The organism is Pseudoramibacter porci (assembly GCF_009696145.1).
Classification (GTDB): domain Bacteria; phylum Bacillota; class Clostridia; order Eubacteriales; family Eubacteriaceae; genus Pseudoramibacter; species Pseudoramibacter porci.
In genome coordinates this window covers 150,636-172,277 of the sequence record NZ_VUMO01000003.1, presented here as the reverse complement: position 1 = coordinate 172,277, position 21,642 = coordinate 150,636, and the positions used below count along the sequence as shown (strand labels likewise).

Genomic DNA, 21,642 nt, shown 5'->3' with positions numbered 1-21,642 from the left:
GATCAAATGCGATTATCGAGAGACGAACTCAAATCATTGATGAAAAACAAATTGATGGCGGCAGGCCTGCACGAAGACGACGCGGACACCACTGCTGAAATTTTAACCTGGTCGGACGAACGGGGCTATCACTCCCACGGTTCAGTCCGCGTTGAATATTACAGCGAACGCATCGCCAAGGGCGGCATCACCGTTGATCCGAAAATGACGTGGAAACAGACCGGCCCCTGCAGCGGCATGCTGGACGGGGACAACGGCATCGGCTACGTCGTCGCAAAACGCGGTATGGAACACGCCATCGAATTGGCGAAGGAAAACGGCGTCGCCATCGTCGGGATGCGCCGCCTCTCCCACAGCGGCTCCATCGGTTATTACACCGAAATGGCTGCAGAAGAAGGCCTGGCTGCCATTTCAATGTGCCAGTCCGACCCAATGGCCGTGCCGGTTGGCGGGACCGAACCCTATTACGGCACGAACCCCATTTCCTTTGCAGCGCCGTCAGCGGATGGCCGCACCGTCGTTTTCGATATGGCGACGACAGTTCAGGCCTGGGGCAAAATTCTCGATAAGCGCTCCCGCGGCGAATCCATTCCAGACACTTGGGCCGTGGATGAAAAAGGGGTTCCGGTGACGGATCCGAACAAAGTCAACGCGCTGCTGCCGATTGCCGGCGCCAAGGGCTACGGCCTGATGATGATGGTCGATATTTTCTCCGGCATTCTGACTGGTGTGCCCTTCGGCGGCCACGTCAGCTCCATGTACCATGATCTGTCGAAAGGGCGCGACCTCGGCCAGTTGCACATCGTCGTCGATCCGGACCGCTTCTGCGGCAAGGACGCTTTCCTCAAGGCGGTGAGCCAGTCTCTCGACGAACTCCACGACATCCCGACGGCACCGGGCTACGATCAGGTGTACTACCCGGGCGAACGGGCTAACATCCGCAAAGATAAGGCCTACGCGCAGGGCGGCATCGAAATCGTCGACGATATTGTCAAATATCTCAAGAGCGACGACATTCACTACAACCGCTACGATCATAAAAACCGGTTTGCCGAATAAGCCATCGGTTCTGCGTCAGAGAGAAGGAGAAATCAATGTTAAAAACACTTGTGGAAAAGGGCAGCTATCATGATTCCGTGATGTTAATGCTCTTGACCAACGAATTGTCGAAATTGGACGGCGTCAAAAAGGTTCAGGTCATGATGGCCACACCGGCCAACAAAGATATCTTTGCCCGGGCCGGCCTTCAGACCGCTGAACTCGACGACGCGACGGCCAACGACATGGTCATCGTCGCGGATATCGAAGACGACGGCCTGCTGGACCAGATGAAAACCATGGCCGAAGCTTTCTTTGAAGATCAGTCGACGGACAGCGCCAAAGCCGAAGACCAGAGTGTAAAATCCTGGGAAGGCGCTATGAGCGAATTGCCGGACGCGAACCTCGCGGTGATCTCGATCCCAGGCGCTTACGCCGCCCTCGAAGGGGACCGCGCACTGGATGAAGGGCTCAACGTCTTCATGTTCTCAGACAACGTTACCATCGAACAGGAAACGGCGCTCAAACAAAAAGCTCACGAAAAAGGCCTGTGTGTCATGGGGCCGGACTGCGGTACCGGCATCATCGACGGCGTGCCCATCGCCTTCACCAACAGCGTCGGCAAGGGTTCCATCGGGATCATCGGCGCGTCGGGCACCGGGATTCAGGAACTGACCTGCATCATCGACCGTCTCGGCGAAGGGGTCACCAACGCCATCGGCACCGGCGGGCGCGATTTATCCGAAGCCGTTGGCGGGATCACCGTCATGGACATGATCGACGCGATGGAACAGGACGACGCGGTCAAAGTTATGATCGTGCTCTCCAAACCGCCGGCAAAAGCGGTCCGCGACAAGATCGAAAACCGTCTGAGCGTCTGCAAAAAGCCGGTGATCACCTTATTCCTCGGCGAAAAGCCTGAAGAAAACGAAGATAACTTCTACCACTGCTACACCTTGGACGAAGCGGCGCGTCTGGCGGTCGCTCTCGTGCGCGGGGAAAGGGTTGCGGACGGCCAAGTGCCAATCGCAGTCGGCGATGTATTTGACGCAGCGGATCACAAGGCGATCAAGGCGTATTATTCCGGCGGCACCCTGGCCAACGAAGCGGCCATGCTCATTAAAGACGCATTAGACTTGAAGATTCCGCCGGAAAAGGCAGAAGGCTTTATGCTCCAGCACGACGGCCACGTGGTGGTTGACCTCGGCGACGACGTCTACACCCAGGGCCACCCGCACCCGATGATCGATCCAGCCAAGCGTATCGAATGCATGGAAGAAGCCCTTGACGATCCGGCCACCGGTGTCATTTTGTTTGACGTCATGCTGGGCTACGGCTCCCACGCCGACATGGCCGGCGCATTGATTCCGACGATTAAAAACTTACAGGCTAAGGCCGAAGCGGAAGGGCGCAAGATCGTGTTTGTCTCGACCGTATGCGGCACCCGCCGGGATTTCCAGGATTACGACGAAACGGTCAAGAAACTCAAAGACGCTGGCGTCGTCGTCTGTGAAACCAACAAGCTGGCCTGCCAGGCGGCCATCCACGCCATCGGCCTCGACTTTGACGAACCTGAAAAACCGACCGTCCCGAGACGCCAGTCGGACGTCAAACCGGGCACCCCGTCTGACAAATTGGTCGCCATGCTCAAGAGCAAGCCGAAGGTCATCAATATCGGTCTGAAGAGCTTTGCGGATGTCTGCGCGGATTTCGGATGCGAAACCGTTCAATTCGACTGGGCCCCGCCGGCCGGCGGCGATTTGGAAATGATCTCCGTGCTCAACTTCCTGAGAAGCTATACTGAAGGCGGAGAAACCGTCGACGACATGAATCAGAAAGTCATCGCGAAAGTCGTCGCCGCGCAGCCGGTGTTGAAAGACAATGTACCGGCGATGTCGGTCATTCCGGAACTGAACACCGATCACAAGACGATCCTCCACGCTGGACCGCCTATCACTTACGATAAAATGCCGCCGACCGTGCAGGGCTCCTGCATCGGGGGTGTACTTTTCGAAGAATGGGCCGATAACGAAGAAGACGCCAAGCGTCTCCTCGAATCCGGCGAAATCCGCTTTATCCCGTGCCATCACGTTAACGCGGTCGGCCCCATGGGCGGGATCACCACGGCGCACATGCCGGTGTGGGTCGTCGAAAATGAAACCGACGGCAACCGCGCGTACTGCACGATGAACGAAGGCATCGGCAAAGTCCTGCGCTTCGGCGCCTACTCGCAAGAAGTCGTCGACCGTCTGCGCTGGATGCGCGACGTCCTCGGGCCGACTTTGAGCCGGGCATTGAAGACGAAGGAAAACGGCCTGGCTGTGAATCCGATGATCGCCAAAGCCATCGCCATGGGCGACGAATTCCATCAGCGCAACATTGCAGCGTCTCTGGTCTTCCTCAAGGAAGTGGCGCCGGCAATTACCGCCCTCGACATGGACGAACAGGATAAAATCGACGTGATCCAATTCCTCGCGGATACCGATCAGTTCTTCCTGAACATCATGATGGCGACAGGCAAGGCCATCATGGATGGCGCCCGCAAGGTCACTGAAGGTACGGTTGTCACCGCGATGTGCCGCAACGGTGTGGACTTCGGCATCCGCATCGCCGGCATGGGCGATACCTGGTTCACCGGACCGGTCAACACGCCGCAGGGGCTGTACTTCACCGGCTACGACGGCGAAGACGCCTGCCCGGATATCGGCGACTCGGCCATTACTGAAACCGTCGGCGTCGGCGGAATGGCGATGATTGCCGCGCCGGCGGTGACGCGGTTTGTCGGTGCAGGCGGTTACGAAGACGCCCTGCGCACGAGCAACACCATGACCGAAATCACCATCGCACACAACCCGAACTACATCATTCCGACTTGGAACTTCAAGGGCACCTGCCTCGGCCTCGACGCCAGACTCGTCGTCGAAAAGGACATCACACCGGTGATTAACACCGGGATTGCCCACAAGATTCCGGGTTACGGCCAGATCGGCGCCGGTACGGTCCATCCGCCGATTGAATGCTTTAAAAAAGCAATTTTAGCGTACGCAAAGAAATTAGGATATGAAGACTAAAGGTGCGGCGGCGTGAGCCGCCCCCTTTAATATTTTGGCATTTACAAAACGGTATCGAAGGAGAGAGGAAATGGAACAACGAACAGTCGTCATCGCCCTCGGCGGCAACGCGCTTGGCAATAATGTTGCCGAGCAAAAGGCGGCCGTGGCAGGGACCGCCCGCGTCATTGTCGATCTCGCGGCAGACGGATATGCCCTCGTCATCACCCACGGCAACGGCCCGCAGGTGGGCATGATTCAGGACGCGATGGACGCCGCGGCGGCCAAAGGGGACGGTCCGATCCCGCTGCCCTACAGCGTGGCTATGAGTCAAGGCTACATCGGCATCGATCTGCAGAACGCGATCAAGGACGAATTGGCGCGCAGAGGGATGGATAAAAAAGTCTCGACGATTTTATCCCAGGTGGAAGTCGATCCGAAGGATCCCGCCTTTGATCATCCCTCCAAGCCCATTGGCAAATTCATGGGCGAAGAACAAGCCAAGGCGAAAGCCGCTCAGGGCATCGACGTGATTGAAGACGCCGGGCGCGGCTGGCGCGAGGTGGTCGCCTCGCCGAAGCCCAAACGCATTCGCGAGCTTTTGACGATCAAGACCCTGCTTTCGGCCGGGCACATCGTCATCACCTGCGGCGGTGGCGGCATCCCGGTGATCTGCAAAGACGGACGGCTCGAAGGCGTCAACGCCGTGATCGACAAGGACGGCGTCAGCGCATTGCTGGCTGAAAAACTCGACGCCGACGAACTCGTCATTCTCACAGCGGTTGAAAAAGTGGCCGTGCATTTTGGCAAGCCAGACCAAAAATGGCTCAGCACCCTGAGCACCGATGAAGCGAAAAAATATATGGCGGCCGGGGAATTTGCCCCCGGTTCCATGCTGCCGAAGGTTGAAGCGGCGGTGCGCTTCGCCGAAAGCGGTCCGGGGCGCAAATCTTTAATTACCCTTCTCGACAAGGCAGAAGACGGCCTGGCCGGCAAGACCGGCACGGTCATCACCGACACATCCAATTAAATGGATAAAACTTTAAGACACAAAAGTGACAATATAGTATAATAGGAAGCGTAAAGGAGCGAGCATGCATATTCCAGTGAATTTTCTGACGTGGGCGATGGCCTTTCTGCCAATCGTCGTGCTGATTTTCCTGATGGTCAAATGCCATTGGGGCGCCGCAGAGGCCTCGGCGGTGGGCGTGGTGATCACGGTCATCACCGGGTTCGTCTTTTATCGGGCGAATATCAGTCTGGTGGCCTCGGAGATGGCCAAGGGCGTGTGGGACGCAGTGATCATTCTGCTGATCATCTGGGCCGCCATTCTGCTCTACCACGTCGGCGATGAGGCCGGCGCCTACGGCGTGATCCGCGACGGGATGCAGCGGCTTTTACCCAACGAACTGCTTCAGATTTTAGCGATGGGCTGGGTCTTCGAAAGCTTCCTTCAGGGGATCACTGGTTTTGGCGTGCCGGTGGCGGTCGGCGCGCCGCTGCTCATCGGCATCGGCGTCGGCCCGGTTTGGGCGGTCATCATGCCGCTGATCTGCCAGGCCTGGGGCAACACCTTCGGGACATTGGCGGCGGCCTGGGACGCGCTGGCCAATTTCGGCGGGCTGACCGTCGGTTCCGCGATGTACTGGAAGGCGGCTTCCTGGGCGTCGCTCTTCCTCTGGCTCTGGGATATCGCAACCGGATTTATCATCTGCTGGTTTTACGGCAAGGGCAAAGCGGTGCGCAAGGGCTTCAAGGCTGTGATGATTCTCTCGACGATTCAGGGCGGCGGCGAATTTCTCCTGTCTCAGGTGAACACGACGCTGTGCTGTTTCTTCCCGTCACTTATCGCGCTGGTGGTCATTTTCCTGCTCGGCCGGATGAAGGATTACCGGGAACCGTGGCGCATTGACGACTCGCCGATTATGAATCGGAAGGCCGCGAAAACCGAAAACGCGGCCCTGCCGGAAGGGATGACATTGGTGCACGCCTTTATTCCCTACGTGTTTCTTTCGGCCGTGACGCTGATCGTGCTGCTGGTGCCGCCGATTCACAAGGCTGCTTCAGCCTTCACGATCGGGCTGTCCTTCCCGAAGGAAGTCACCGGCTACGGCTACACCACGGCGGCGGTGCCGTCTTATTCGGCCTTTGCACCGCTGTCCCACGCGAGCTTTTTCCTGTTCCTGTCGGCGGTGGTCGGCCTGGTGTATTATAAGCGCAGGGGCTGGATCAAATCCGGCGGCACCGGCCGGGTCTTCTCGGGGAGTATCGCGATGACGATGCCCTCGGGCATTGCGGTGGTCGGACTGGTCATCATGTCGAAAATCATGGGCGGTACGGGCCAGACAATCGTCCTCGCGGAAGGGATCTCCGGCGTGCTTGGCAAAGCGTACGTGGCATTGGCGCCCTTCGTTGGGCTCCTCGGCACGTTTATGACGGCTTCGAACATGAGCTCGAATATTCTGTTCGGCAATTTCCAAATGGCCTCGGCCAAGCTGCTCCACGTCAGCCCGGCCATTGTCCTCGCGGCGCAGACCGCCGGCGCATCCATCGGCGCGGCGATCAGCCCGTCGAAAATCATCCTCGGGACGACGACAGCGGGCATCCTCGGCAAAGAAGGGGAAGTCCTCAAGAAGGTGATGGGGGTCGCCATAACGGCGGCGGTGGTCGTCGGCGTCATCTCTCTTATTGTCGTGCTCATTTAGAAAGAGGTCGTTATGCAATCATTTTTTAAAACCCAGGCCGGGCATCTGACCCTGGCCTTTATCGTCATCGTCATCGGCGCCTGTCTCATCCGCGCCGGTTTGGCGTCGGGCGCAAAGCCGCTCCTCGACGTCGGCGTCGCGGCGGTGGTCGTCGCATTGTGCGCGGTGCCGTTCAGAACGTTTGTCATTAAGCCGATTGCCGACAAGCAATCCGCTGGATCCAATTCCCATTCCAAAAACAATAAGGAGTAAATCATGGAAAACAATCAAATCGAAAAATCCACGGGCCGCATTGCGGAAAATCTTGAAACCCTCAAAACCTTTACGGCGACGCCGGGCAGCGGCTGCACCCGTCTGCCTTTCACGAAGGAAGCCAGAGACGCCGTCAATTATTTGAAAGGCGTCATGGAAGACGCAGGACTTGAAGTCTGGGAAGACGCCGCGGGCAATGTCTTCGGGCGTCTGGCCGGCTCGGATGCATCGCTTCCGTGTGTGATGAGCGGCTCCCACTACGATTCGGTGGTCAACGGTGGCGATTACGACGGCATCGGCGGTGTCATCACCTCGATTGAAGTCGCGCGCCTGCTCAAGGAAAGCGGCAAAACCTTCAAACACGACTACGTCGTCGCGGGCTTCTGTGACGAAGAAGGCATGCGCTTCGGCACGGGCTATTTCGGCTCCGGCGCCATGCTCGGCCACCGCAACCCGGCCTATTGCGACAACTTCAAGGATGCGGAAGGCATCTCCATTGCCGAAGCGATGCGCGGTTACGGCCTCGACCCTGAAAAAATCGGTGCGGCGGCTTGGCCGGAAGGCAGCATCGGTCACATGATCGAAGCCCACATCGAGCAGGGGCCGGTTCTCGACGCTGAGAACATCGAAATCGGTCTGGTCACCGGGATCGTCGGCATCCAGCGCTACGTCATCACCGTTCACGGCCGCGCCGACCACGCCGGCACCACGCCAATGGACATGCGCATTGACGCCGTGGAAGCGGCTTCGAAAGTCATTTCCAAGATCCCCGATTGGGCCCGCGAAAAGGCCGACGGCACCGTCGCGACCTGCGGCGTCGTCCACGTCGAACCCTGCGGCATGAACATCGTGCCGGAAAGCTGCGAATTCTCCGTCGATATCCGCTCGATGAACAACGACAACATCAACGACATTACCCGCCGGATCCGTGCGGCCCTCGACCGCGAAACCAAGGCCATCGGCGCGACCTACGACATGGACACGAAGCTGGTCATCGAACCGGTGGCCCTCGACGAAGACATGCTGAACGTTCTCGAAGACGACTGCAAAGCCCGGGGCTATTCTTACAAACGCCTGCCCAGCGGCGCTGGCCACGATTCCCTGGAAATCGGCCAGGTTTTGCCGACGGTCATGCTCTTCGTGCCGAGTAAAGACGGCCGCAGCCACTGCCCGGTCGAATTCAGCCGCTACAGCGATTTCGCCAAGGCTTCGGCACTGATGACGACATTAATTTCCAAGCTTTTAGACGAATAATCCGCCAAAAATCCGGCGGATTGTGTTAAAATAATCATATTATTTTTCATCCGCAGAGATAGATAGAGGAGGAGCACAATTTGGTCATATCGGATATGAACCCAGACGCGAAGTCGAAAAATCTGAGACTGCTTAGACGCGCGCTGCGCATGACACAGCAGCAATTCCTGGAGCAGTTTCTGTCCGGACCGTCCGGGGAGCCGACGATGAGCATTGCGACTTACTCTAATATGGAGCGCAAGGGCGGTAAGCGAATTAACGAAGTGATTTCGAAAGTCAGTAGGCAGCTTAATCTCGACCCGATGGTCTTTACCATCGATCCGGGACAGTTCAGCGAGCAGGTCGAACACATGATCGCGTCTGCGCCGGAAAAGCAGGTGGGGGCTGAAAGCGGCGCCGGCGACATTACGGAGCTGGTCAACCGGCTGACCGTGTATTTTGCCGACGACATCATTTCCGGAAGACTCAAGAAGGGCAGCCGCATCGAATCGGACCGGGAGCTCGCCCGGAAGATGGGCGTCGGCCGTTCGGCCGTGCGCGAGGCCCTGAAAGTTTTGAGCGTTCTCGGGATGATCGATATCCGCCCGGGCCAGGGGACGTTTATCTCACAGAAGGAGTCAAATTTCTTCACAGTGCCTTTGAGCTGGTCGCTGTTTTTGAGCCGGCCCCAGGTGGAGGACATTCTTCAGGTGCGCAACCTCATCGAAGTGGGGGCTGCGCGTCTGGCCGCGATGTCCCACGACGAGGAGGCGCTCTCGAAGCTTTACGCGCACTCCTACGAGATCTTCAACGCCTACGATGCGGGTGACCACAAGCGTTTCCTCGAGGCCGACGTGGCCTTCCACACGAGCGTCGCGGCGTGTTCGGGCAACGCAGTGATTTTCTCGATGATCGAGACGATCCGCAACCTGCTCAAGCGGGTGAGCCAGACGGGAATGGTCACAGACGAGCAGATGACGTCAATTTACAACGAACACAAGGAGATTTTTGGCGCGATCATGTCCAAGGATCCCGACGAAGCAGGCAAAGCGATGTACCGTCATCTCAAAAATTCCCTCGTGCGCTACAATTACCAGTAAGATCAACACGCAATTTTTCCCGCCGGAGAGAGCTTTCGCTCTCTTCGGTCTTTTTTTATGGTTATAAAGCTTAAATCATTAATAAAGATATGAAAATTTTTGAAAAAGCGTTGCAATTTGTGGAAAAGTATTTTAGAATACATTTAGCACTCAATCAAGAAGATTGCTAATAATTTTGAAATACAAACCACACACAACCATTTTTCAGAAAGTGAGGGGTTAGAATTGGCAAAAAAAGAATTTAAAGCTGAATCCAAACGGCTGTTGGACCTGATGGTCAACTCGATTTACACGAATAAGGAAATCTTTTTAAGAGAGCTGATTTCCAACGCCAGTGACGCCATTGACAAGCGTTATTTCAAGGCCAGTCAGGAAGGACAGACCGGACTTTCCCGAAGCGATTATCCGATTCGCGTCGACCGCGACGAAGACGCCCGCACACTGACGATCACGGACTGCGGGATCGGTATGACCGACTCCGAAATGGAAAATAACCTGGGGATCATTGCCCAGTCCGGCAGTTTCGACTTTAAAACTGAAAACGCAAAAGAAGACGGCACAGACGCCCTCGACATCATCGGGCAGTTTGGGGTTGGCTTTTACTCGGCGTTCATGGTCGCGAAGAAGATCCGCGTCGTCTCTAAGGCTGAAGGCAGCGATCAAGCCTACGTCTGGGAATCAGAAGGCGCCGACGGCTACACCATCGAACCGGCGGAACGGGACGACGTCGGGACGACGATCACCTTGTATCTGCGCGACGATACCGACGACGACCAATACAGCGATTACCTGAAGGAATGGAAACTCCGCGATCTGATCAAGAAATATTCGGATTACATCCGCTACCCGATCATCATGAACGTCACCAAGCAGGAACCGCTGTCTAAGGAAGAAAAAGAAGCGGCTGAAGCTGACGAAGACGGCAAGAAGCCGGAATTCAAAACCGTCCACGAAGATGAAACCATCAACTCGATGGTGCCGATTTGGAAGCGCAGCAAATCCGACGTGACCACCGAAGAATACAACGCCTTCTACAAAGACAAGTTCGTGGATTGGGAAGACCCGCAGAAAATCATTTCGACCAATGTCGAAGGGCTGCTCTCCTACAATGCGCTGCTGTTCATCCCGTCGCGGGTGCCTTACAATTTCTACTCCAAGGATTACAAGCGCGGCCTGCAGCTGTACTCTTCCGGCGTTTTGATCATGGACAAATGCGAAGATCTGCTGCCGGATTATTTCGGTTTTGTGCGCGGCCTCGTGGATTCTCAGGACATTTCGCTGAATATTTCCCGGGAAATGCTCCAGCAGGACCGTCAGCTGAAGGCCATTGCCAGCCGCCTCGAAAAGAAAATTATCTCTGAACTCAAGGACATGATGGCCAAAGACCGCGAAGGCTACGAAAAATTCTTCAACAACTTTGGCCTGCGCCTGAAATTCGGCATTTACGACAATTTCGGCGCTAACAAAGACAAGCTGAAGGATCTGGTCATGTTCTACAGCTCCACCGAAGAAAAACCGGTCACCTTCCAGGAATACGTCGACCGCATGAAGGAAGACCAGAAATACATCTATTACGCGACAGGGGATTCCATCGACAAGATCAAAAAGATGCCGCAGAACGAAATGCTCATGGACAAAGGCTACGAAGTTTTGTTCTGCACCGAAGAAGTCGACGAATTCGCGCTGAAGGTGCTGAATGCGTACAACGACAAACCCTTTAAATCCACAGCGGAAGACGACCTCGGCATCGAATTGTCCGACGAAGAAAAGGCGATCCGCGAAAAACAGAGCAAGGCTTCTGAAGGGCTGCTCAACAGCATCAAGGACGCCCTGGACGGAAAAGTGGCCGATGTCAAGCTGTCCACCCGCCTGAAGAGCCACCCGGTCTGCTTCTCAGCAGGCGAAGGCATCTCCATCGAAATGGAAAAAGTCCTGGCGGAACAGTCCAAGGCGGTCGGTCAGACGCCAACTGACGACATGAAGGCGAAAAAGGTGCTGGAAATCAACGGGGATCACCCGGTATTTGCCGCGATGCGCCGGGTTTATGAAGCCGATGACAAGGCAACTCTCAAGGATTACGCGGAGCTGCTTTACGATCAGGCCATGCTCATTGAAGGCATGCCCATTGACGATCCGGTCGATTTTTCCAACCGCGTCTGCCGCTTGATGAAATAATGCGGCTGTCCCAGGACGGTATTGAAATTTAGATAAAATAATTTGACGAAAATTAAGCAAAAAAAGGGGGATTCGCTTGACACGAATCCCTTTTTTATATTTAATATAGAGTTATGAGGTCCAGATTGAACGCCGCGCGGAAAACAGCGCTTACGCGTCCATGTCGAGCACAATTTTCGAGTTGGCTTTCGCGGCATCCTCGAAGGTTTTGACGATGGCTTCACCGTACTGGCCCAGGTTGTCGGCAAGCACATCGGGATCGAAGAAATGGATGGCGGTGGTTTTGCGAATACCGATGAGTCCATCCCACAGCGCGTCCAAGTTTTTCCCGTACGTGTCAGGCCAGTCCATTCTGTGTTGAATGTGAAGCTGGGCGCGTTCCTTCGTAATCATCTTTCGACCTTCAATATTAATCTCGCGCATGACGACACCTCCTGTTTGTTGATTTGTGTGGTTTCATTATAAAAAAATTACAGGTAAAAGTCAAGATATGACCGTTTTCAAACGATATAACCTATAATTCGATTGAAAATAACAGTATTATTTACAAATTGACCTTGAAAAGGGCCAATCTTCGTGATAGAATGTGAAAATGACTTTGAGACTGAAGTTTTCTAACCTAATTCCACAAGATAAGGGATTTCATCTCAGGTCTAGCAACTACATCAAGTTGTGAAAATATGAATTAGAAAATCATCTACATTTAATATAGAAGTAACATTGATCTCCCAAGTCAGAGAGAAAGGAGGTTCGCGTCGGAAACGCAGGGATGGATCAAGGATCAATATCGGATCAATCGTATGGACTTATTTTAGAATCTATAATATTTGAAAGAAGTGAGTAAACAAATGGCATCATTTAAATACAATCTTGAAAAATTCGGTATCGAACGTGTTGTGGGCTGGTTGACGAAAAACCCGGAAAAGAACCTGCCCCGTGTTATGAATTGGGTCGATAAATTTGCACACGGTGAATTCGTCGGTCAGAGAAATGCGATCCGCGCAGCCATCAACGACGAAAACCACCCGTATCACCCGGTTGTTCAGAGAGTCGTTCACATGGACCCGAACGTTTTGAAGAAAGCTTTCGTCAACTTCTTCATGAACGCCAACCTCGTCGGTTGGGACAAACAGGAACAGGTCCGCAACAAATACGGCTGCAACGCGCCGTGGGCCATTCTGCTCGACCCGACTTCAGCCTGCAACCTGCACTGTACCGGCTGCTGGGCGGCTGAATACGGCAACAAGCTGAACCTGTCTTTCGACGAAATCGACGATATCATCAGACAGGGGAAGGAAATCGGCGTTTACATGTACATCTACACCGGCGGCGAACCGCTGGTTCGCAAGGATGACTTGATCAAACTTTGCGAAAAACACAACGACTGCATGTTCCTGTCCTTCACCAACGGCACCCTGCTCGACGCAGCTTTCGCAGACGAAATCAAACGCGTCGGCAACTTTATCCCGGCGATTTCCCTCGAAGGGTTTGAAGAAGCGACAGACGCCCGCCGCGGGAACGGCGTTTACGACAGAGTTATCGCCGCAACCAAGCTTTTGAAGGAACGCAACCTGCCTTTCGGCTTCTCCTGCTGCTACACGAGACAGAACTTCGAATCCATCACCTCTGAAGCGTATTACGATCAGATGATCGATCTCGGCGCCCTTTTCGTATGGTATTTCCACTTCATGCCGACCGGCGTCAACGCCGTACCGGAACTGATGGTCACACCGGAACAGCGTGTGGAAATGCATAGAAGAATCCGCGACTACAGAAACCGCAAGGCCCTGTTCGCGATGGACTTCCAGAACGACGCCGAATACGTCGGCGGATGTATTGCCGGCGGCCGCCGCTACCTGCACATCAACGCTAACGGCGACATCGACCCGTGCGTCTTCGTCCACTATTCGGACTCCAACATCCGCGAAAAATCATTGCTGGATGCGCTGCGCTCACCGTTGTTCATGGCTTATCACGACGGTCAGCCGTTTAACGACAACATGCTCAGACCGTGCCCGATGCTGGAAAATCCGGAAATTCTGCCGGAAATGGTCAAGAAGACCGGCGCACACTCCACTGACTTGGAATGTCCGGAACCGGTTGACGATCTCGTCGCCAAGACTAAAGACTACGCAAAGAATTGGGCCCCTGTCGCTCACGACATGTGGGACGGCAGCCCGGAAGAAGCCCGCTACATCGCCAAACGCGATCGTCTGCAGAAGGCTTCTGAAAAACGCCAGAAAGAATTGGCAGAAGACCAGGAAACGGCATAATTTAAGCGAAATCAAAAGCCGCACTGTTTTGGCAGTGCGGCTTTTTTGCTTACAAGCACAATTTTAAAAAAGGAGGTCCACTGTGCAAAACCGCAGGAAAAAGCGCCGCAGCCGATCAGATCAGCGCAAAGCACAACGGAAGAAATTTGCAAAATCAGAAGAGAATTTAAGGCGGCAGCAGCTGATGGCGGGCGCAGTCTGGCCGACGGACGAAGAGGCGGCCAAAATCGTCGCGGACGTGTTTGAGAAGAAGCTTGTGAGCCAGCGGCTCTACACGAGAAAGCGCCACCGCGATCAGGAAATCACGCCGCAGATCGAATTTGATCTGCGCGCCTGGGTCGAAAGCGGAAAAGCGCCTTACGATTATTTTCATTTTAAGCACAACACCCTGCCGATGAAGAAGCTGCGCCGCCGCTTCGCCGAGGCCAATCCGGAGCTCGACGGGCTGACCCGATACGTCTCCCCGCGGGGGCATTGGGTCAATATTCCCGAGCACGTCGAGAAGCGGTTGCACAAAACCCTCGAACGGGGCGAGCGCCTCGCGGCCTCGCAGATTCAGCTGAGCGCAACCATCGATCTGCTCGAGCACAACGGCCATTACCCCTTCATTAAAAACCGTTCCCGGGAGCGGGAGCTGATCAAGGAGCAGATCCCCGAACATATCGCCGAGCTCTTTCCGGTGGCGCGCAGCGTCGACCGGCACTTCGTGCTTCACGTCGGGCCGACTAATTCCGGCAAGACCCACGAGGCCATCACCGACTGCGAACGGGCCGAAACCGGGGTCTATCTCGCGCCCCTGCGCCTGCTCGCCATGGAGGAGGCCGAGCGCATGAACCGCGACGGCGTCCCCTGCAGTATGGTCACTGGAGAAGAAGAACGGCTGATCCCAGGGGCCATGCACATGGCCTCGACCATCGAGATGATGTCCGAAGAGCGGCTTTACGACGTCGCCGTCATCGACGAGTGCCAGATGATCGCCGATCGGGACCGGGGCTGGGCCTGGACGCAGGCCATTCTCGGAATCGCGGCGAAGACCGTCCACGTCTGCATGGCGCCGGAAGCCGAGCAGCTGGTCACCGCACTCATCGCGGAATGCGGCGATACCTGGGAAGTGGTGACCCATCACCGGGCGACGCCCCTTGAAATGGAAGGGGGCGGCTTCGTCTTCCCGCGGGACGTGCGTGCCGGAGACGCCTTGGTGGTCTTTTCGAGAAAATCGGTGCTGCAGGCTGCCTCGATTCTAGAGGATGCCGGGCGGCGGGTTTCAGTGATTTACGGCGCCCTCCCTTACGACGCGCGCCGGGCCGAGACGATGAAATTCCTTTCGGGCGAGACCGACGTCGTCGTCGCCACCGACGCCATCGGCATGGGCATGAATCTGCCCATTCAGCGCATTGTTTTTCTCGAGACCGACAAATTCGACGGCATGCGCCACCGGGATCTGGCGCCGGCGGAAATCAAGCAGATCGCCGGACGCGCCGGGCGCCGGGGCTTCGCTGAAAAAGGCTGGGTGACCTCAAGCTATAACCGCGGCCTGATCGCGGAGGGCCTTGACGCTGAGGTCGAGCCCCTTCAGAAAGCCCGGGTATCGATGCCGCGGTTTCTCGTAAACATGGACAGCCGGCTCTCCCAGACGATTCAGGATTGGCAGGGCCTGCCGGACGACGGGCTCTACCTCAAGACCGACATGACCCGGGCCTTTCACCTGTGTGTGTGGCTCGAGGTGAACTGCGAGCTCACGAAGACCGACATGCTGCGCGCCGTGACCATTCCCTTCGACGAAAACGACCTGGGCATGTGGGCGCTGTGGCGCCGCGCGATGAAAAATTTCGACAAAGGGTGCCCGATTTTAGACGGATTTGAGCGCGTCGCCTATCAGCCCGGCGACGGCCTCGACCGCCTCGAGAAAAAGTACCGGACTCTCGATTTGATGTATTACCTCCAGCGCAGCCTCGGGGAAAACGAAACCTACGCCGACGAGGAAAAGCGCGACATCTTGGGCTGCAAGGCTGAAGTGGCCGACGCGATCATCCGCCGGCTTAAAAAAGCCAAGCGGGTGTACCGCCGGTGCCGCGTCTGCGGCGAGAAGCTGCCGTGGAATGACCCCTACACGGTCTGTGAAGCCTGTTATCGCGCCGGAAAGGCCCATTTGGCCCATTAAGCGAAGGCCTTGGGCTTTGGGCCGTCAGTGCCGTAAATCGCGTTAATTTCGTCAGAATAGACGCCGGGAGCCTGATAGATCGACAGGGGCGGCTCGACGATGGTGCCGGCTTTGCCGCGCTTCGCCGCCTGCAGCAGGATCTGGTTGGCCGGTTTATCCGGAAAAGGCTGGACCGCGCGGATGCGCTTGACCTCGAGCTGGTGCGCCCGAAGCACCGCGCAGAGATCGACCACACGCTCGGCCCGGTGCACCATGAAGAGCTTGCCCCGGTCTTTGAGCAGGGCCTGCGCCGCCGCGGCCACATCGTCCAGGGTGCAGGCGATTTCGTGGCGGGCGAGGGCCAGCGCGGGCTCGGGATTCACCTCGCCTTGGCCTTTGGGCATGTAGGGCGGGTTGGTGACGATCACGTCGTAGGCCCCACGGTCAAGGGCACGGCCCGGTTCTTCCCGGATGTCCCCCTCCTGGATGCGGATCACGTCCTCGAGGTGATTCATCGCGACGGAGCGCGACGCCATGTCGGCCATGGCCGCCTGAATTTCGATGGCGTCGATCGAGCGGGTGTGGGTGCGGCCGTAGAGCAAAAGGGGCAGCACGCCGGTGCCGGTGCCGATGTCGAGGGTGCGGGTTTTGCGGTGCACAGCCGGCGCGGCGTACCAGGCGAGCAGCACCGAATCGATATTGAATCGGAAAGCGTCCGGGTCCTGAAGGATGTAAAGGCCGTCCAGGCCGAGGTCTTCGAGACGCTCGCCCGGCCTTTGAAATGGGGCGGCAAAATCTGTGGTCATAGGATTCTCCTTGTGTATTTGCAAATGTTTAACCTGTTGATAACCTGTTGCGGAATGTTGGCGGATATTCGGAACTTGTCCACAATTCGGTGGATAAATCTGGGGATTGGCTGTGTATCACCAAAAAAACGGCGGCAAGTTGTTGACAATCTTTCGACAGCTTGTGGATAAGATTCCGGCCCGCTGGGGACAACCGACAAGTTTATCCACAAAAAGGCGCAGCCGTAAACAGACTTTTCCACAGCAAAGTGAAATTCCGGCATTTTTTATCATGTTATCACATTAAAAGGCCGAGAATGCAACTTTTTTCGCCATTTTCCTTTTTAAAATAAGCGCTTTCTGATATAATGCAAATAGCACGGTTTATAAGCTATTTATCGTTTTCTGTCATGAAATAACCGGAAAAGAAAGTGGGTGGAACCATGGATGATCAAAATAATCGCGACAATGAAATGTCGAAAATCGTAGAAAAAGCCGAGAACCTCAAGACGATGTTCGCCAAGCAGAAAAGCGGCGAAATGGCCCCGCCAGCCAGCCCAGAACCGGAAGGCGCGGTTCAGCCGGCCGGCGACCCCGATCTCAAGGCGGCGCACATGCCCTTTGCGCACACGCGCACGATGGCGGAAAAGCGGACTGCCATTGATGCGGCCTTTGACAATGCCGTTGCCAACAGTCAAAAATCTGTCGGTCAGCTGATCGACGAAGCGGTCGCAGCGAAGATCCAGGCGGAACGCCAGGCATTGGCAGACGAAAAACAGTCCTTTGAAGCCAAGGTCCGCGCTGAAGCTGACGCTCAAGTCGCCGACACGAAGCGCAAACAGGCCGACGCGGAAGCAGCTCTGAAGGATCAGCAGGCGCAGGCCGCAGCCGACATCGAAGATTTCAAGGCGCAGCTCGCCCAAAAGGACGATCTTATCGCCGACGCCCAGCGCGAAAAAGCGGAAATTGCAGCGCAGGTTGAAACCCAGAAAACCGAAAAAGAAGCGCTGCGCAGCCAGATCGAAGCCGCTCGCCAGCACGCTGCGGACTACGACGACGAGCTTGCCCAGCTCAGACAGGCCCTCGTCGAACGCGACGCCAAAATGGCGGATATCAGCGCCGAACGTGACGACGCCCTGAGAGCGGCCGACGGCGCCAAACAGCAGCTGGCCGATTACCAGAACCAGATTGAAGCGGCGCAGGCCGAACCGGCATCGGATTCCACCACGGATGCCGGCATTGCCATGCAGCCGGAAACCGAAACGACCCTGACAGAAAACGAAATCGATACAACTCCGGCAGACGACGACGTCAAGGCATTCTTTGCGATGGACGACGATAATACAGAAGACAGCCAGCCGCAAGCGGCGTCGATCTGGGACGAAGGGGACGCAGACGATCTCTTCGAAGCGGAAGAAGCTGAAAACGACGCCCTGTTCGAATCCGAAGAACCGGTCGACGAAGACGAAGCAGACGAAGACGCCGAAAGTTTTGTGGTCAGCCACGAAGCGTACCGCACGAAGCCGAAGGAAGACGTCGAATTGAGCGAAGACATTCCGTGGGTTTCGCCAAATACCGCGGAAGAAATGAAGAAGCGGCGCCAGGCGAGAGCCGAGCTCATGCAGCAGGCCGCAGCTCGCGAAGCGCAGGCGGCCGAAGCGGCCCGCAACGCGGAAGCCAAGGCCAAGCCGGTCGGCAGCCGCCAGGCTGAAGAAGAACACGACGTGCTCGACGTGCTGCGCAACGCGGGCGCCGCGCCCGAAGCGCCGGAAGCAGAAAATATCGACGACGTGCAGCCGGTTCAAGAAGAAGCCGCGACTGAAAGCATCGACATCGGCACCCTGACCGAAGATGAAGCCCAGTTCTTCGAACAGGTCGGCCGGGAAACGGCGGCAGAAACTGACGAAGCCGACCTCTTTGAAGTTGAAGAGCCGATCAACGACGACGAAGGCGGTCTGTTCGAAGAAGTCGAAACCTACGATCAGACCGAAGGGGCGGCACAACCCGAACAGGCTGAAAGCCAAGACAGCATTTTCGACGACGTGACGAATTTGGACGACGACGATCAGGGCGATATTTTCGAAAACTCCAAGGGCTGGAGCGAAATGACCCACGACGAAACGCCGGAAGCGCCAGCAGCTGACGCCGCCGACGATTTGTTTGAGGAAGACGATCTCGACGAGGACCTCTTTGAAAGCGAAGCGCCGGAAGCCGAAGCGCCGGTTGAACCCGCCTCTGCGGAAGCGCAGCTCGAAGATTTCGACAGCCTCTTTGCCGGCCAGTCGTCGGACGATTGGTTCGAGGAAGAAGACAAAGCGGTCGAAGATGCCAGTTTTGAAGAAGAACCCGCTGAAGCAGCGCCGGCAGAAGCCGCCCCGGAAACGCAGCCTGAAGCAGAACCGGAAGAAAAACCGGAACTGACGGCAGACGAAAAGGAAGAAAAGGCGCGAATCGCGGCGAAGAATGCCGAAATCGACAAAGATATCGCCAAACTCGGCGACACCCAGGTGCTCGACACCGGCGCGATCAACGATTTCTTTGAAATGGCAGAAAAGGACGATAAAGTCCCGTCGCTCTTTGACAATCCGCCGGCTGACGACGGCAGCGACGATCTCTTCGAGGATGAAACCACCATCGAAGAAGGCGACGATGTCACCCAAATCGTCAAACCGTCTGAAATCGAAGAAAAGCTCGACGCAGGCGACGACGGCAGCCCGAAGCCTTATCACGACGATTTCGACGATCTCTTCGACGAAGGGGATCCGGATCCCTTTAGCGATGACGATGACAGCCACGCCGACAAGAAACGCAAACGCGGCTTGTTCCGCCGGAACCGCTAAACTGTATCCATAAGCACCAAGCAAAAAATAAGCACTGGTCTGAAAATCAGATCAGTGCTTTTTTTCTGCCCGAATGATTATTCGTAGCGCAGGGCGTCGATGGGGTTGAGCTTGGCGGCTTTGTTGGCCGGGTAGGCCCCGAAAAACAGCCCGATGGCCATCGAGAAGAGGACAGCCACGCAAATGGACGATGGCGTCGGATAAACGGCTATATGGACGAAATGGCCGCCGACCGCGCCAATGGCAGCGCCGACGCCGATCCCGAGCAGCCCGCCGATCAGACAGATGATGACGGATTCGACGAAAAACTGGAAACGGATGTCCCGGTTGCTGGCGCCCAGGGCTTTGCGGATACCGATTTCCCGGGTGCGTTCGGTGACGGAGACGAGCATGATGTTCATGACGCCGATGCCGCCGACGAGCAGGGAGATGCCGGCGATCAGCGCGATGCCCAGCGAGAGCTTCGCCATCTGATTATTGACTTCATTGGCTTGCTTTTCAATGTTCATCGTTGTGATTTTTGCGTCGGGGTTGTTCGCGTAATAATGCCGGTTAAACCAGGTTTTGATTTGGCGGCTCAGGGACTCGGTGTTGGCATCCTGGCTGAGGGTGACGATGATTTCCGAGTTGCCGTCGTCCGCGCGCATCAGCGCGTTGGCAGCGGCCGCCGAGAGGTAGACTGTCTCGTCGGAGACCCCGTTCATCGCGGACACGATATCCTTGCTGCCGGTTTTGTACACGCCGACGACGGTGCAGCGGACGCTGCCATTGTCGGTGCGCACCGTCATGATTTGGCCGACGGGGTCCTGATGGCCGAAGACCTTCAGAGCCAGCTCCTTTGAAATGACAGCCAGAGGGCGCGACCCGCGGGATTCCGTTTCGGTAAAGCGGTGGCCTGAGACGAGGCGCAGCTGCAGGTAGCTGAGGTAGCCGCCGTTGGCGCCGGTCAGCGAGACCTTGGTCTGTTTGAGGTCGTCGACGGTGCCCGACAGGCCGGTCGAGGTGGAATAAGCCACGTCGTCGATCTTCCCGGAGAAGTGATGCTGGAAGGCGTCGATCATCTCCTGACTGATCATATCCTTGGTGTCGATGGTGCCGTTGTCGCTGCTCCGCGGCGTGACGTAGACGTCGACGCTTTTCGACGCCATTGCGCTGAGGGCGTCGCTGACAGAGCGGCTCACGGCCGAGCCGATGGAGGAAATGGCGATGACCGAGCCGATGCCGATGATGATGCCGAGCATCGTCAGCAGGGCGCGCATTTTGTTGCTCTTCAGGCTGGTGATGGCGAGGCGGATGTTTTCTCGTAAATTCATCGCGCCGCCTCCATCACTTTTGCCGCGTCGGGGATTCTGCGCGCGGCCTTTCCGGCGCGCTCCCCGGTGATCCGGCCGTCCTCGATGGTGATGATGCGCTCGGCCTCCTCAGCCAGCTCGTCGTTGTGGGTGATGAGCACGATGGTTTTGTGCTGGTTTTCGTGGAGGTGGTGGAAGATGTCCATGACCATCCGCCCGGTGTGGGAGTCCAGGGCGCCGGTGGGTTCGTCAGCGAGGATGATCGGCGGATCGTTGGCCATGGCCCGGGCGATGGCGACCCGCTGGCACTGCCCGCCGGAGAGCTCGTTGGGCATGTGGGAGGCCCAGGCGCCCATTTTGACAGTTTGAAGCAAGGCGTAGGCGCGGCTTTGCCGCGCTTTCTGGCTGACCCGGGCGTAGAGCATCGGCAGCTCGACGTTGGACAGTGCGGAGGTCCGAGGGATTAGGTTGAAGGACTGGAAGACAAAGCCGATTTTCTGGTTGCGGATCATCGACAGGCGCTGGTCCGGCACTTGGTCGATGGGCAGACCGTCGAGGACGTATTGCCCCTCGGTGGGCCGGTCCAGCACGCCGATGATGTTCATCAGCGTCGATTTGCCCGAACCCGAGGGCCCGACGATGGCGGCGAATTCGCCGTCGTCAATGGACAGGTTCAAGTCGTCGAGGACAGTCAGCTCGTTGGCCGTGCCGATGAAATAGCGCTTGGTGATGTGTTCCAAATGGATGAGTGCCATGGCC

Annotated in this window: 15 protein-coding genes; 11 read left to right on the top strand and 4 right to left on the bottom strand. The window is 56.6% G+C overall.

The window, feature by feature from the left end:
- The first annotated feature begins 6 nt into the window (after positions 1 to 6).
- From allD to htpG, 8 genes are all read left to right on the top strand, one after another.
- Positions 7 to 1,059: an ureidoglycolate dehydrogenase gene (allD, locus tag FYJ52_RS03740; protein ID WP_154575924.1), complete on the top strand. Its 1,053-nt coding sequence runs from the start codon at positions 7 to 9 to the stop codon at positions 1,057 to 1,059.
- Between the two features lie 35 nt (positions 1,060 to 1,094).
- Positions 1,095 to 4,109, top strand: a complete 3,015-nt coding sequence (gene fdrA / locus FYJ52_RS03735; protein ID WP_154575923.1) for a bifunctional FdrA/YlbE family protein — start codon at positions 1,095 to 1,097, stop codon at positions 4,107 to 4,109.
- 70 nt (positions 4,110 to 4,179) lie between these two features.
- Positions 4,180 to 5,118 carry a carbamate kinase gene (arcC, locus tag FYJ52_RS03730; protein WP_154575922.1) on the top strand — a complete coding sequence of 313 codons (939 nt, stop codon included), beginning with the start codon at positions 4,180 to 4,182 and terminating at the stop codon, positions 5,116 to 5,118.
- A 64-nt stretch (positions 5,119 to 5,182) separates the two neighbouring features.
- Positions 5,183 to 6,793: an L-lactate permease gene (locus FYJ52_RS03725; RefSeq protein ID WP_154575921.1), complete on the top strand. Its 1,611-nt coding sequence runs from the start codon at positions 5,183 to 5,185 to the stop codon at positions 6,791 to 6,793.
- 12 nt (positions 6,794 to 6,805) lie between these two features.
- Positions 6,806 to 7,045 (top strand): hypothetical protein, encoded by a 240-nt coding sequence (locus FYJ52_RS03720; RefSeq protein WP_154575920.1) that lies wholly within the window; start codon positions 6,806 to 6,808, stop codon positions 7,043 to 7,045.
- A gap of 3 nt (positions 7,046 to 7,048) precedes the next feature.
- Entirely contained in the window at positions 7,049 to 8,299 is a 1,251-nt protein-coding gene (locus FYJ52_RS03715; protein ID WP_154575919.1) for a M20 family metallo-hydrolase, read from the top strand.
- 80 nt (positions 8,300 to 8,379) lie between these two features.
- Complete coding sequence (locus FYJ52_RS03710; protein ID WP_235901521.1) at positions 8,380 to 9,378, top strand: FadR/GntR family transcriptional regulator; 999 nt, start codon at positions 8,380 to 8,382, stop codon at positions 9,376 to 9,378.
- Between the two features lie 225 nt (positions 9,379 to 9,603).
- A complete protein-coding gene (gene htpG / locus FYJ52_RS03705) occupies positions 9,604 to 11,553 on the top strand; it encodes a molecular chaperone HtpG (protein ID WP_154575918.1) in 1,950 nt (649 codons plus the stop codon).
- Between the two features lie 150 nt (positions 11,554 to 11,703).
- Here the strand turns inward: htpG and FYJ52_RS03700 are convergent, their stop codons facing one another.
- Complete coding sequence (locus tag FYJ52_RS03700) at positions 11,704 to 11,976, bottom strand: barstar family protein (protein WP_154575917.1); 273 nt, start codon at positions 11,974 to 11,976, stop codon at positions 11,704 to 11,706.
- A gap of 425 nt (positions 11,977 to 12,401) precedes the next feature.
- On the opposite strand from FYJ52_RS03700, the gene FYJ52_RS03695 reads away from it, so the two are divergent.
- Positions 12,402 to 13,826 (top strand): radical SAM protein, encoded by a 1,425-nt coding sequence (locus tag FYJ52_RS03695; protein ID WP_154575916.1) that lies wholly within the window; start codon positions 12,402 to 12,404, stop codon positions 13,824 to 13,826.
- A gap of 82 nt (positions 13,827 to 13,908) precedes the next feature.
- Positions 13,909 to 15,987: a helicase-related protein gene (locus FYJ52_RS10290; RefSeq protein ID WP_154575915.1), complete on the top strand. Its 2,079-nt coding sequence runs from the start codon at positions 13,909 to 13,911 to the stop codon at positions 15,985 to 15,987.
- Here FYJ52_RS10290 and FYJ52_RS03685 read toward each other — a convergent pair.
- Positions 15,984 to 16,772 (bottom strand): tRNA1(Val) (adenine(37)-N6)-methyltransferase, encoded by a 789-nt coding sequence (locus FYJ52_RS03685; RefSeq protein ID WP_154575914.1) that lies wholly within the window; start codon positions 16,770 to 16,772, stop codon positions 15,984 to 15,986. The two genes, FYJ52_RS10290 and FYJ52_RS03685, sit on opposite strands and share 4 nt — an antisense overlap.
- A gap of 422 nt (positions 16,773 to 17,194) precedes the next feature.
- Here FYJ52_RS03685 and FYJ52_RS03680 point away from each other — a divergent pair, with 422 nt between their 5' ends.
- Complete coding sequence (locus FYJ52_RS03680) at positions 17,195 to 19,591, top strand: hypothetical protein (protein ID WP_154575913.1); 2,397 nt, start codon at positions 17,195 to 17,197, stop codon at positions 19,589 to 19,591.
- Positions 19,592 to 19,668: 77 nt separating this feature from the next.
- Here the strand turns inward: FYJ52_RS03680 and FYJ52_RS03675 are convergent, their stop codons facing one another.
- Together FYJ52_RS03675 and FYJ52_RS03670 are read right to left on the bottom strand one after the other, a co-directional pair.
- A complete protein-coding gene (locus FYJ52_RS03675; RefSeq protein ID WP_154575912.1) occupies positions 19,669 to 20,904 on the bottom strand; it encodes an ABC transporter permease in 1,236 nt (411 codons plus the stop codon).
- A complete protein-coding gene (locus FYJ52_RS03670; protein WP_154575911.1) occupies positions 20,901 to 21,638 on the bottom strand; it encodes an ABC transporter ATP-binding protein in 738 nt (245 codons plus the stop codon). The genes FYJ52_RS03675 and FYJ52_RS03670 overlap by 4 nt, the downstream gene beginning before the upstream one ends.
- Between the last annotated feature and the right edge of the window lie 4 nt (positions 21,639 to 21,642).

Excerpts from the sequence above, each read along its gene's own strand:
- FYJ52_RS03670 (WP_154575911.1), bottom strand. The coding sequence starts at position 21,638 with ATGGCACTCATCCATTTGGAACACATCACCAAGCGCTATTTCATCGGC.
- fdrA (WP_154575923.1), top strand. The coding sequence starts at position 1,095 with ATGTTAAAAACACTTGTGGAAAAGGGCAGCTATCATGATTCCGTGATG.
- FYJ52_RS03700 (WP_154575917.1), bottom strand. The coding sequence starts at position 11,976 with ATGCGCGAGATTAATATTGAAGGTCGAAAGATGATTACGAAGGAACGC.
- FYJ52_RS03675 (WP_154575912.1), bottom strand. The coding sequence starts at position 20,904 with ATGAATTTACGAGAAAACATCCGCCTCGCCATCACCAGCCTGAAGAGC.
- FYJ52_RS03725 (WP_154575921.1), top strand. The coding sequence starts at position 5,183 with ATGCATATTCCAGTGAATTTTCTGACGTGGGCGATGGCCTTTCTGCCA.
- FYJ52_RS03680 (WP_154575913.1), top strand. The coding sequence starts at position 17,195 with ATGGATGATCAAAATAATCGCGACAATGAAATGTCGAAAATCGTAGAA.
- allD (WP_154575924.1), top strand. The coding sequence starts at position 7 with ATGCGATTATCGAGAGACGAACTCAAATCATTGATGAAAAACAAATTG.
- FYJ52_RS03720 (WP_154575920.1), top strand. The coding sequence starts at position 6,806 with ATGCAATCATTTTTTAAAACCCAGGCCGGGCATCTGACCCTGGCCTTT.
- FYJ52_RS03685 (WP_154575914.1), bottom strand. The coding sequence starts at position 16,772 with ATGACCACAGATTTTGCCGCCCCATTTCAAAGGCCGGGCGAGCGTCTC.
- FYJ52_RS03715 (WP_154575919.1), top strand. The coding sequence starts at position 7,049 with ATGGAAAACAATCAAATCGAAAAATCCACGGGCCGCATTGCGGAAAAT.
- FYJ52_RS03695 (WP_154575916.1), top strand. The coding sequence starts at position 12,402 with ATGGCATCATTTAAATACAATCTTGAAAAATTCGGTATCGAACGTGTT.
- arcC (WP_154575922.1), top strand. The coding sequence starts at position 4,180 with ATGGAACAACGAACAGTCGTCATCGCCCTCGGCGGCAACGCGCTTGGC.